This is a genomic window from Chamaesiphon sp., assembly GCF_041737865.1.
Classification (GTDB): domain Bacteria; phylum Cyanobacteriota; class Cyanobacteriia; order Cyanobacteriales; family Chamaesiphonaceae; genus Chamaesiphon.
The window spans coordinates 1-12,571 of the sequence record NZ_JBGSQZ010000120.1; the positions used below are offsets into that span (position 1 = coordinate 1).

General features: G+C 44.2%; 11 protein-coding genes and 2 pseudogenes. 4 read left to right on the forward strand and 9 right to left on the reverse strand.

Annotated features, from left to right (window positions below; translation table 11 throughout):
• Window positions 1-342: 342 nt before the first annotated feature.
• The 7 genes from ACEW9J_RS08745 to ACEW9J_RS08775 form a co-directional block, all read right to left on the reverse strand.
• A complete protein-coding gene (locus ACEW9J_RS08745; protein WP_373544752.1) occupies window positions 343-630 on the reverse strand; it encodes a hypothetical protein in 288 nt (95 codons plus the stop codon).
• A 140-nt stretch (window positions 631-770) separates the two neighbouring features.
• The gene (locus ACEW9J_RS08750) at window positions 771-1,052 is read right to left on the reverse strand and encodes a hypothetical protein (RefSeq protein ID WP_373544753.1); all 282 of its coding nucleotides are present in this window, start codon (window positions 1,050-1,052) and stop codon (window positions 771-773) included.
• Window positions 1,000-1,338, reverse strand: a complete 339-nt coding sequence (locus tag ACEW9J_RS08755; protein ID WP_373544754.1) for a hypothetical protein — start codon at window positions 1,336-1,338, stop codon at window positions 1,000-1,002. The genes ACEW9J_RS08750 and ACEW9J_RS08755 overlap by 53 nt, the downstream gene beginning before the upstream one ends.
• Before the next feature lie 107 nt (window positions 1,339-1,445).
• Window positions 1,446-1,829, reverse strand: a complete 384-nt coding sequence (locus ACEW9J_RS08760; protein ID WP_373544761.1) for a type II toxin-antitoxin system PemK/MazF family toxin — start codon at window positions 1,827-1,829, stop codon at window positions 1,446-1,448.
• On the reverse strand, window positions 1,822-2,046 hold the full coding sequence (locus ACEW9J_RS08765; protein WP_373544755.1) for a hypothetical protein: 225 nt from the start codon (window positions 2,044-2,046) through the stop codon (window positions 1,822-1,824). The genes ACEW9J_RS08760 and ACEW9J_RS08765 overlap by 8 nt, the downstream gene beginning before the upstream one ends.
• A gap of 423 nt (window positions 2,047-2,469) precedes the next feature.
• Window positions 2,470-3,543 carry a hypothetical protein gene (locus ACEW9J_RS08770; RefSeq protein ID WP_373544756.1) on the reverse strand — a complete coding sequence of 358 codons (1,074 nt, stop codon included), beginning with the start codon at window positions 3,541-3,543 and terminating at the stop codon, window positions 2,470-2,472.
• 172 nt (window positions 3,544-3,715) lie between these two features.
• On the reverse strand, window positions 3,716-4,414 hold the full coding sequence (locus ACEW9J_RS08775) for a 2,3-bisphosphoglycerate-dependent phosphoglycerate mutase (protein ID WP_373544757.1): 699 nt from the start codon (window positions 4,412-4,414) through the stop codon (window positions 3,716-3,718).
• A gap of 144 nt (window positions 4,415-4,558) precedes the next feature.
• On the opposite strand from ACEW9J_RS08775, the gene mgtA reads away from it, so the two are divergent.
• Window positions 4,559-7,201, forward strand: a complete 2,643-nt coding sequence (mgtA, locus tag ACEW9J_RS08780; RefSeq protein ID WP_373544758.1) for a magnesium-translocating P-type ATPase — start codon at window positions 4,559-4,561, stop codon at window positions 7,199-7,201.
• A gap of 582 nt (window positions 7,202-7,783) precedes the next feature.
• Here mgtA and ACEW9J_RS08785 read toward each other — a convergent pair.
• Together ACEW9J_RS08785 and ACEW9J_RS08790 are read right to left on the reverse strand one after the other, a co-directional pair.
• Window positions 7,784-7,975: pseudogene (locus ACEW9J_RS08785) on the reverse strand (hypothetical protein); the annotation flags it as partial.
• A 218-nt stretch (window positions 7,976-8,193) separates the two neighbouring features.
• Window positions 8,194-8,952 carry an MBL fold metallo-hydrolase gene (locus ACEW9J_RS08790; RefSeq protein ID WP_373544762.1) on the reverse strand — a complete coding sequence of 253 codons (759 nt, stop codon included), beginning with the start codon at window positions 8,950-8,952 and terminating at the stop codon, window positions 8,194-8,196.
• A 301-nt stretch (window positions 8,953-9,253) separates the two neighbouring features.
• Between ACEW9J_RS08790 and ACEW9J_RS08795 the strand changes: the two are divergent.
• From ACEW9J_RS08795 to ACEW9J_RS08805, 3 genes and pseudogenes are all read left to right on the forward strand, one after another.
• A pseudogene (locus ACEW9J_RS08795) lies at window positions 9,254-10,611 on the forward strand (cytochrome P450).
• Entirely contained in the window at window positions 10,608-11,393 is a 786-nt protein-coding gene (locus ACEW9J_RS08800) for a peroxiredoxin-like family protein (protein ID WP_373544759.1), read from the forward strand. Before ACEW9J_RS08795 ends, ACEW9J_RS08800 begins: the two are co-directional and overlap by 4 nt.
• A gap of 117 nt (window positions 11,394-11,510) precedes the next feature.
• A complete protein-coding gene (locus ACEW9J_RS08805) occupies window positions 11,511-12,179 on the forward strand; it encodes a hypothetical protein (protein WP_373544760.1) in 669 nt (222 codons plus the stop codon).
• Window positions 12,180-12,571: the final 392 nt, after the last annotated feature.

Sequence of the window (12,571 nt, forward strand, 5' to 3'; positions counted from 1 at the left end):
GTTTTGACGTTGAAAGGCTCAGAACCCTTGCACTCGATCGCTTGAATCTGGCGATCGAGTGAGAATATTTGCAACAAAACCATCTTTTAGCAAGGAGTTCAGGCTTTAGAACAGCATCAGGGACTAATTCAGCAAGCCCTATGTATACGGAAAGTTTACGCCTATTCCCTGAAAACTGGGGTGATATCCAGAAAAACATCGGCTGAGAGCCTGATGCGTCATCAAGACATTCCGTATATTGTCCTAAATTAGCATGATATCCAGAAAGTTTCTGGACATCACTCCAAATTGGGATATTATCTGGAACTAAAATTGTGACGACTCAGATTCAATACTCCTAATTTATTGATATTTGGAGTTCAGTTCGAGTGCAGCACAAAAGCTGTTGAGACTACTTAACAAAGCATTATAGTAAGAATAAGCATCATCTCGATCGATCTGAAGATAATTGTACAAAGCAAGTTCCGGCTCTGAGACTAGAGACACCTGCGGAATATCCAATCCTGCGGCAGTTAAACGGATAGATGCGATCGAGATTAATAGCGACCCAATTGTATTATTTCTACCGTTGTAAAGATATTCCAACCCAGGTAAGATTAACTCCGATCCTGGCAATTCATTTAGTTCCATTACTTATCCCTCTCTGATGTACTTTCACAACCATCGATAAATTGTTCGATCTTATTTCTCAGGAGATCGGCATCGAGAGCAGGAAATCGAATTAATTCAGGTTCGATCGCGAAGCGTACCGGAGGTAATCGAATCTGAATTTACGGGTTGCCCAAATTCATTTCAGCATCTGATATTCTTCCTTCCATTGGCTCGTACTCATCTTCTAATAACCAAAGCTGTGCCTCATCGTAAGTATCACAACTGTTAATCGATTTGTACTGTGCCGCAGGATCGAGAATATGGCAACTACCAGATTTATCCCCCAACAACAGCAAAACATATGGTGGTGACTGCATTGGATCGATCCACACTTCGAGAAAGCTCCAGTTATTCTTCACTGGGTCGAGTTCGGGGGACGGGATGGTATTGGTTATCTGCATCAATCTTTACCTCACCATAGAATAAAAGGAGAGTCGAACCTTCAGGACTAAGCCGAACGCCGATTGCTTCTGTGAATAACAACCCATAACGATCGTAGCCTCTGGCAAACCCCGTATAGATTCCTCCTTCTATGATAACTTGAGCCACCCGCAAGAGAGCAGCTTCATCGTTAAATACGTGGGCGGCTCTCCCCCGCCGTAGTAGCCGATTACTTTGCTCTGTATCTGGCAGATGTTTAGCAAGATGTCTAGAATCGAGGAAGATTTTACGCTCGAGTCCACTCATCCTGCTCTCATTTCCGCTCATTTAGCTCCATTATTGCTTTCTCTGTGATGTATTTTCACAACGATCGCATATTTTTCCTGAAATACTGCTTCAAAGACACATTTTACCTAATTCCCAATGTCTGGATCGAAAATTTTATTAAAGCCCAAAACTATACAAACAGCCTTCTCTATTTCGCTCCAGTACTTATGCTCTAATGTTCCCAGCTTGTTATCGATTCTTCGATTGTCAACAACCCTCATTTGTTCGAGATGAATTCCTCTATTTTCGTCTAGTCCATTATCGATCGTCGCTTCAATGTTGACCACAAAAGGGTAAGTTTTTGAGCCTTTCAATAAAGGAGCTACCATCGTTGTGTCAGATCTTGCGTTGCCTACATCATTCTGAAGGATTACACAGGGGCGTTTTTTAGCTGTTTCGTTGCCCACCGTCGGATCTAAATTCACCCACCATATCTCTCCTCTCCGGTACCGTAGATCGCCACTAGGCATCGATTCCATCTCCCACTGTGACATCCCATAACTCAATCTCAGCTTGATATTCGGGGTCATTTACTAGTTCGGTGTATGCATTCTCCAACTCTCTCAAAAATTGTCTCTTTTTTTCTTTGGACAATATTTCGTTGATAAATTGGCTGCGATTTTTGCTCGATCGATCCACGAACTCCAAAACTTCTTCATCTAATGTGATGCTTACTTTCGCGCTCATGACTGAATCTTACTAGATGGTGGGATAATATTATCTTAACATACTTTCTGGATCGCAATTTTTCTAGCCTGCTAGATTGTGATGTCAATCATTTAGAATCTGTTTGCCGATCGAATCTCCAGCAGCATCCAGTGCATACACGATCGATACTCCCGTTCCTAGTTCTATTGCTGTCACTTCATCTGGACTCAACCCGCCCTTGCATCATCATAATCAATTACCTCCAGTATGCTACGCAAACGAAGATAAAATTCAGTATCTAAATCTGGTAGCGTCAATGTTACATTCAGTTAGTAATATTATACTACTATCTAAGCGTCTCCTTGGTCTTTAAATATGCCCTACAGTAGCTTTAGCCTGCTTCAAGTTCAAAGGCAATTAGATCTCAAGATCGTCCAAATGACGGGCTGTGTCTTCACAAACTTAGCAATTCCTCGCTTCCTGCAAAGATTTAATAATAATTGCATAAAAACAAAATAGATCGAATACAATATGACCCACAATACAGGTTAATAGTCCATATTTTGGTAGTATAAATACTATCTTCAACATAGCTGTAAATACGATTCTCAAGCAATTGATAGTAGAGTATTGGGGAAAGTGAACAAACCCAAACAAAAAGGCAAATAGAGTTATCGTCCAGTTATTGATACCAAGTAAGATCGGTGGAGCAAGAAAAATACCATCTTCACTAGGAATTGAGATAAAAAATAGTGAAATCAGATCTAGGTAAGCTTCTCTTGAAGATACTTTTCTACGAGATTTAAACTTCTCTAAAAATTCTTGAAGTCTGGGATCTCCATATTTCAGTCTTCTTCTAGTCTCAGGATTCCGAACCATTTCACTTACAAGTTGTTGTTCTGCTGTTATCGCTTGTCTTTGTGTGCTGCGAGAACGAAGTCGATCGAAGTCAGATGTGAGAAAAATGTTGTCATAGCTAAATTTTTCGCGCAAGAGGAAGAGCATTTTCGGAAATCTTACGATCGACACCCTTCTAAGTTCGCGAAAAAAAAATCCCCTCCTTTCTAAATCGGCCAACAAGGGGGCCGCTCGCATAATTTCGTACTTGTATGAAAATAATTTGAGGGTGATGAGATAGGGACGCTCGCGAGTATCGAAATATAGATCGAATAAAACAAGTGCACCGTTCAATAATAGCAATGAAAGTCCATCACAGCAGAGATAAAAGAATAGCCCAATTAGACTAAATCTAACAGGATGGTCGAGGTGATAGAGTACGATGCCAATCCAACCGCACACTGTCATGAGAATAGCCAGTCTGTTGGTTTTCCATGTCGAGAAAGAGTTACTATCTCGACCCACTTGCGAAGGTTTTGGTATCTTAGGGCTACAAAGAAAGAATTGACCTCGATTTGTTTTCGTTTTAGGAGTTAAAGGGTTGGTTAGCGGTGGTGAGTTTTTGAGTTCATCAATTGCCTGAATTTCACCAGGATCGTAGATAAATTGGTTTAAGTACTTGTTATAAATCAGCGACATAGTTCTTACCTTTCATCACAAAAGTGTGTACTGAGTTACCGAAACAAAAGAAAAATCGATCGAAATATAGCTATTTATCCGCTCCAATAATTCGGGATTCTCCTATTCGGAGACGCTATGCGATCGAAAGAAATCAAATCAATTCAGATTCGATAGTGCCATCATATAAATATCAATCATTTAGGATCTGTTTGCCGATCGATCCCCCCATAGCATCCAGTTCATACACAATCGGTACACCCGTTGCCAGTTCTAGTGCTGTCACTTCATCTGGACTCAACCCGTCGAGCATCATCATAATCGATCGCAAGGAGTTACCATGTGCCGCAATTAGGACGTTATCACCTGCGAGCAAATGGGGCAGAATCCGGCTGTTAAAATAAGCAACCACCCGCTGTTGGGTATCCTCCAAACTCTCCCCGCCCGGAGGTCGGACACTATAAGATCTGCGCCACTGCTGCACCTGTTCGTTGCCGTACTTAGCAGCGGTATCCGCCTTATTTAAACCCTGCAAATCACCATAAAACCGCTCATCAAGAGCAGCATTCGTAAAAATAGGTAGTTCTTCAGCCGGATTCCCGTCGTAGTTATCCCAGCCGCGCCAATCTGGATCGGGTTGCTCGTGTTTAATAATCGGAATTTTGCCCCCGCAGATGTCATCACGTTCGGTTAGACAAATTGTTGCTGTTTCAATCGCCCGAATTAATTTACTGGTAAAACAGACATTCACTCGATACCCACTGAGCCGACAGGAGGCGATTGTCGCCTCAGCACGACCGCGTTCGCTCAGGGGTACATCAACCCATCCCGTGAACTTATTGAGGGCGTTCCAGAGGCTTTGACCATGCCGAACCAAAATGAGTTGAGCCATTATTCTCGCTCTTTATTATTCGCAATCCACTACCTCAATATATAACTACCTCACAAGATCCTCACAGTATCAAAGTAGGATCGATCGCAGTACTTAATAACTTCCGAATTCCCGACAATATAATAACCTAAATCAAACTACTTTATGAATAATTCCAGTCGGAATGCCAATTCTGGAGATTCATCCAATGCACTTATCGATATTGCTCAGAAAGATGTAGATGGAGTTCTAAAATTATTTGACACTTCACTGGAAGGGCTAACTGAAACCGAAGCCCAGCGGCGATTGGCTAAATCTGGGCTAAATGAGATCGCCCGCGAAAAACCGCTGAAGTGGTATATCCAACTGCTAAAAACGGTAACAAATCCCCTCTCATTATTACTAATCGTACTAGCGATCGTTTCACTATTAACCGGAAGTCCAACAGCCGCTCTCATCATTACGATCATGGTAATTTTTGGTGGATTGCTGCGCTTTTCCCAAGAATTTCAGTCGAACAAAGCCGCCGAAAAGCTAAGAGCAATGGTGAGCATTACAGCAGCGGTGAATCGTCAGAGTAATACTAAAACTACCGCACCAAAAGAGCAGCAAGGGATCGCTGGAACAGAAATTGCGGTGAAGTTGCTCGTACCTGGAGATATCGTCCTTTTGTCAGCCGGAGATATGATTCCCGCCGATCTGCGGCTGATTGTTGCCAAGGATTTATTTCTCGGTCAATCTACCCTCACAGGCGAATCTCTCCCCGCCGAAAAACACGTAGATCTCATCGATAAGCAAGAGAAAAACCCGCTGGAGTTGGTCAATCTTTGCTTTATGGGTACCACTGTAGTTAGTGGTTCTGGTACTGCTGTGGTCGCCGAAACTGGCAGTCATACTTATCTGGCATCTCTAGCGAAAACACTCGGCGGTACCAGAGTCCGCACCAGTTTTGATAAAGCAGTAAATAGTGTGACGACGCTGCTATTGCGGTTTATGCTGATCATGGCTCCGCTCGTATTTCTAATTAACGGCATCGTCAAACACAATTGGGTAGAGGCGTTCACCTTCGCTTTATCAGTGGCGGTGGGATTGGCTCCCGAAATGTTGCCTGTGATTGTCACGGCAAATTTGGCGAAAGGGGCAATCTCGATGTCTGAGAAAAAGGCGATCGTTAAAAACATCGATGCGATTCAAGATTTTGGCTCGATGAATATCCTCTGTACTGATGATAAAACAGGCACGCTTACCCAAGACAAAATCGTTTTACAAAGACATCTAGATCCCTATGGAAAAGAAAGTTTGGATGTGCTTAAATATGCTTATCTCAATAGCTTTTACCAGACTGGATTAAAGAATCTATTGGATGTCGCAGTCTTAGAGCGCAAACAAGAACTGACATCTTTAGACATCGATAAAGACTACCATAAGTTTGATGAGATTCCGTTTGACTTTGTGCGGCGGCGGATGTCTGTCATCATCGCCGAGACGGGCAAAGACCATGTTTTAATTTGCAAAGGTGCAGTTGAAGAAGTCCTCAAAGTCTGCACTCAGCTCAAAGTCGATGACCAGATTTTGCCAATGGATGCCTCAGTTCATACTAGAGTTGCCGATTTACAACAAAAACTAAATTCTGATGGGCTACGGGTGATTGCAGTGGCATATAAGACGATTCCACTCGAACAATCTCACTGCGCGATCGCCGATGAAAGTAATTTGATTCTACTCGGAAACGTTGCCTTTCTCAATCCGCCCAAAGATTCCGCTGCCCAAGCCCTCAAAGCACTCAACCGCAATGGAGTCGATGTCAAAATTTTGACCGGAGATAATGAGATTATTACGCGGAAAATCTGTCGAGATGTGGGCTTACCCGTCCAAAATGTTTTATTAGGTAGCGATCTTGAATCTTTAGCCGATGATAAATTAGCCGAAGTTGCTGCAACCACCACTATTTTTGCCAAATTCTCTCCCACCCAAAAAGCCAAGATTATTCAGGTATTACGCAAAGCAGGTAACATCGTTGGATATATGGGCGATGGTATCAATGATGCCGCCGCTTTACGCGAAGCCGATGTCGGCATTTCAGTCGATACAGCCGCTGATGTTGCCAAAGAATCGGCAGACATTATTTTACTCGAAAAAAACTTATTAGTATTAGAGTCTGGAGTCACGATCGGTCGTCAGACTTTTTCTAATATAGTTAAATATATCAGAATGGGTACTAGTTCTAATTTTGGGAATATGTTTAGTGTGTTGGGGGCGAGTGCCATCTTGCCATTTTTACCGATACAACCAGTTCAGATCCTCATCAATAATCTTCTCTATGACTTTTCGCAAACGGGTATCCCTTTCGATAACGTAGATAAAGAAGATCTAGTCAAGCCGCCTAAGTGGAAGATTGAAAATATCCAGCGATTTATGATTTTCATCGGCCCGATTAGCTCGATCTTCGACTATGCCACTTATGCCATCATGTGGTTTGTATTTGGAGCGAACTCTGTAGAGCATCAAGCTTTATTCCAAACAGGCTGGTTTGTCGAAAGTCTGATGACTCAAACTCTGATCGTCCACGTCATTCGGACAGCGAAGGTGCCTTTTTTCCAGAGTCGGGCTTCTTTACCGATGTTGCTAATTACCGCTACTGTGATGTGTATCGGGATGTATTTGCCATTTTCACCACTTGCGTCTAGTTTGGGATTTGTACCGTTACCAGCCGTCTATTTTCTGTGGTTAGCTGGCATCCTGACTTGCTATTGTGTGCTAACTCAATTTGTAAAAATTTGGTTTATTAAGAAATATGGGTACACCTAAAATCGACTTTGATTAAATCGATCGTGAATAATAAATAAGGTGGGCAGCGATTCTAAGCTGTGCCTTTGTCAAACCGCTGCCCGTTCGCTCATTTTAGAAAGGGAAGAGAATTAAAGCCTTGAGGGATAAAGTATCGGACAATTCTGACAGCCTGTCAGAAGATGGGCAGTTGCAAGGTAGGCTATTAGCAGTTTTTGAGATTGCCAGAGGCTACGCATGGAAATTAGTTCAGAGCGGATTGATGATATTCCCTTGATTGCAGCATTGCTCAAGCAAGGTGTTTACCTTGATAGAATTTGTTGTTCGAGAGGCTATATCCGCCTCTAAACAAAAGTTAGCTGGTCTTTATGATGGTAATCCCAACAGAGCAACAGAACGCCCCTCTGCCGAGCAATTATTGAAGGCTTTCGATAACCTCACTCTCTATTTGCTACCCGATACTTCCATCTTTGTTACAACGCTTTCCGCCCTTCATCGACAGATACTTTCGCTGTTGAGACTACCGGACTCTATTTACAGCTTGCATCTCAAGCCCCGTAGGACTTAATTCCCTTCCCTTCTCTAAAATGAGCGAACGGGCAGTACCCCAGCTACATCTCTCCAGATTAATGTCAGCACCGCTGCTACCATCAGCGGCAGATTCAAGATTCTGTGCTGGGCGGGTGACCCGCCACGCTCTCTCATTCCGAGTTGGCGATAGTACTTCTCTTGTGATAACACTGCTGGCGTGACTAGCTGTTCTAATTGTGCTGCTACTACCTCATCTTCCATTATTGGGCGTTGCTGCCGCTTGGCATGGTCGCGATTTGTTTTCCGCTTTTGGGGCATGGGTCACATGGTAGGATCTAACTCTCTGCTAGTAAGAGTTTTACATCTTTTCTTTCTCCCCTTGACAACTCTCGGATTTTCTTAACTTGTCACGAATCGGGGAAACCGCCCATCGGGGTCTAAATCTCCATCTTTAAGAACCTAATTATCAATTATCAATTAATTTAAACATGAGCCAGTTCCAGGCTAAAAGGCTGCCAGGGCTGTGGATCGATCGCTTTAGTTCCTAGAGATTTGGCTGTGAGTAAAGTCTGAAACTCTGCCACTGTGCCTTCAGTGTGCAAAATCGACACCAGTAAGCCCTCGAACTTAACTTCACCACCTGCGGCTGTGGGTAAGACAAACTGCGGCTTGAGCAGTTCGCATAGTGCGAGGGTAGTAGCTCGACCTTTGATGACGGCACCCAATAGTGGTAATTTGAGGTCGATTAAGGGTGTAATTACGACATCGATCGAGCCTTTTTCTGCCAGCACTGGGGAGTGATTGCCGTGGGGTTCATAGTAGAGACTAGTGCCATTACCCCGCACGATATAACCATTCTCGATCGTGGTGGGGCCGACTGGCGATCCTGGTACTGCCTCGATCTCGATGTCGGCAAAGTGATAGCTCTCGCCATGAGCTAAGGATGTAACTTGCTGATAGCCAAACTTTTGGACGACTTCGAGTGCATTAGGGGAACAGACTACGGGAATCGATCGATCTAATATCTCTAACGTCGGTGGATGCGCGTGATCGGGTAATCCTTGCGAGATCAAGATCAGATCGATCTGCTTGGGTAACGATCGAGCGACTGTTTTGGTACCATGAAACAACCAGGGCTGGTTTCCAAAAATCAGATCGCCCACTAGCCAGGGATCTAATAAAATATTTTTGCCGCCTAATTCGATCAGCCATGAGTTATTGTCTAGCCAGGTAAGCTGCATAAAAATTCTAGATTTGACGAGATTATTTACGTAATTTAACACTGCCTCGATCGAGATTGCCATCAGCCACCGGATGTCGAGCAGATCTCCACGATCCAATTTTGGATTTTGGATGTGGAAAGCTTTGCTGCATCTGGAGTCTGCAAACCTATCTGTCGGGATCTTTGTTTAAATTGATATGAGATTGCCTAAACCTCAGTCTAATATAGTGATATTTAAGCGAATTTGCGACCGAGCGCAACCAAACGACTAGTTCGGGCGATCTACAGGACTCAAAGCATCTCCCCACATCATTATTGTCATGACGATCGAAAACAAACCAACCACTTCAACTTTACCCCTACCGCCTGGAAAATCTGGCTTACCCTGGATTGGGGAAACTATTTCATTTCTAACCGATCCCGATTTTGCGACCAAGCGTCGTCAACGGTATGGGGCAATTTTTCGGACTAATATTATCGGTCGTCCGACAGTGGTTATGAGTGGGGCAGCAGCGAATAAATTTATTTTATCGACCCATTTCGATCGATTTTCATGGCGCGATGGTTGGCCAGATAATTTTAAGGAGTTACTGGGAGCGTCGCTATTTCTGCAAGAGGGAGCCGAGCATCAGCGCAATCGCAAATTATTGATGCCAGCTTTTCATGGGAAAGCGTTGATGAACTATGTCGCCACCATGACCGAAATAACCGATCGATATCTCAGCAAGTGGGAACAGACAGGTGACTTAACTTGGTTTCCCGAACTCAAAAATCTTACCTTTGAAATCGCGAGTGTCTTACTCATTGGCAGCGAACCAGGTGCAGAAACAACTGAGTTGAGTCGGCTATTTACCGAACTGACTAATGGTTTATTTACTTTGCCCTTGAAATGGAGCTATACGACCTATGGACGGGCGATAACTGCCCGCGATTGCTTACTCGCACATATCGAGCAAGTAGTCTTGGAGCGGCAGATATCCCCCACTCAGGATGCTTTAGGATTATTGGTACAAAGTCAGGATGAAGAGGGAAATCGGCTCAGTGTTGCCGAACTAAAAGTGCAGGCGTTACTATTGCTATTTGCCGGACACGAGACGACGACATCGCTGATTGCATCCCTATGTTTGGCACTGGCGCAAAATTCCGAAGTTCTGGCTAGAGCAAGAGCAGAGCAAGAGCAGATTGGGAGGAATACACCGATCTCGATCGATAGTTTAAAACAGATGACTTATCTCGTTGGCGTAGCCTCTCCTTGGAGAATCGAGTCCTCCGTGAAGTCGAGCGGATGTATTCACCAATTGGCGGCGGTTTTCGGGGTGTAGTCAAAGAATTTGAATTTAACGGTTATCGCGTCCCTAAGGGTTGGCAACTGCTCTATCGGATTCCTGAAGCGCATTTCGATGCGGCGGTTTATCCCCAACCCCATACTTTCGATCCTGACAGATTCGACCCAGATCGATCGGATTATAAGCCCTCTGACTATACCTTTGTCACCTACGGCGGTGGTGCGCGGATCTGTATCGGGATGGCATTCGCGCAGATGGAACTCAAAATCATTGCCGCGATGTTGCTGCGGCGGAATAGTTGGGAGCTATTACCCAACCAAAATCTCACCCTCGATCCGATTCCCACACTCCACCCCCGCGACGGCTTAAAAGTCAAGTTTCAGAAATTATGAATAATGTTTACTCTATCTTCCAGCAAACCGAGCGGCTGCGGGTCAGCGATGGGGCAGTAGTCCCGATTTTGAGTGGGTGTAATCCAGCTACGCGGCTGCTGATTATCATCTGTCCGCAATTGGGTGATTTTGATAGTCTCGAATATGCTTGGTGGCTACAACGCGAGCGAAAACAAATCGAGTCTACAGGTTTAACCGTGCGGATGGTCGGAATTGGCGATCGATCTGCTGGCGAAAAGTTCTGTAATTTCACTGGATTTCCTGCTGAATGGTTATTTATCGACGATCGCGCCAAACTACATTCACAACTCGATCTTTATCCAGGCTTATCACTCAAATTACCCAATTTTTCATCAGCTCAAAATGCTTGGGTTAATCTCATTCTAATGTGTGCGGGAATTGGTAGTCCTGGCACTCTGAGAGAGGTATTTCGGGGGTATAAAGGCGATCGATCTGCACCCCAATTAATCCAAGCTGGCGAGATCGTACGTGCCAAACCATTACCACCGATCGAGGGATCTTTTTTCAATGTAGCAGGTGGTAGCGGTTTTCAACGCCCGTTTGAATTGGCAACATTGAGGCTGCGAAATATGGCGGAAGTATTGGGTAATTGGAACACTTATGTACCCGATCCTACCTATCTCACGCAACGGGGTGGTACCTTTTTATTTGACGATCGAGGAGAGTTATTGTACGAATATCGCGATCGGGGAATTCTGGGTTTTGCCGACAACATGAGCCAACCACTATCATTTTTGAGTACCGAAAATAGGTCTGATTAATTTCTAATTCTAGATACATGGAGATCTAGAACACACCCAATTAAAAAAGTAGGGATTAAAATTGAATCTAAACTGTAGCGGTTCGCACTGCTACTTCACACCTGCGAGGTATCGATCGTGCGTTTTCTTTATGGAATTGGTTTCAATATTGCACTACTCGGATTGAGTGCTCATCTATCGGCTATTGCCGCAACACCACCTGCGGCGGCTGTTCAGGCGACTACTATCGATCGCATTGCCATCTATGATAGTAGTCGTACAATCAAAGGTAATGGAGTCGAGTTCAAACTACCTACTGGATTCAAAGGTGGCTCACCGTCTAATGCTCAGACTAGAGCCGCGATCGCTCAAACTGCCAAGATGTTCCCTTCGATGGCATCAATAATGCAGGTATTCGAGAACGATCCTTCGATCGTGAGAGCGATTGCGACTAGTACCGATTCACAACAGGTTCCGAGTATGGTGCTCGTCACCCAGCTACCGATTCCGGCAAGTGTGTCATTAGCAGAAATTCAGGAGATGATGGCAAAATTTATCCCTTCAATGCTCCCACCTGAGTTTACGCTAGTCGAGAATCAAATCCTAAATGTCGGCTCTCGTCAAATCGTTCGATTGAGTATCGATGTGAATGTTCAAGGTATTCAACTCAAGGAATCGATCGGGTTATTTAAGACAGGCAACCAGATATTTCAAGTAACGTACGTGTACGATAACGAAAGTTCTCAGCAAGCCATGCCAGTATTCGAGCAAATTATTAATACCTTTAAAGCTACTTCCAAGACATAAACACGAGTACTGCTACATATAATCTAAGCGGTTAGAAACCGCCGCTCGGAATGCAAAGTCCGCCTACGCGGACTAAGTAACGTGAGTTCGGGTTAAGGATATTTGCTTCGTTTGAGTACCGCCATCGATTGAAATCGAGGCTAATAGTACAAAGTCCGCCTTCGCGGACTATTCTCTTAGTCCGCGAAGGCGGACTTTGCATCATGAGCAGAGACTTCAGTCTCTAGGCTCTGCTTAACCCGAACTCACGTTAAGGGACTTCCAAGAAATAAATAGTTCCGAGAGAGTAAGATAGACTAAGAATATATACCGAAAGGAGATCTGAGCAATGTTGGAACTAACAGGGGGACTCAAAGCATTATTGAAAGAGACAGCAGAACGGCTCAAAGGTC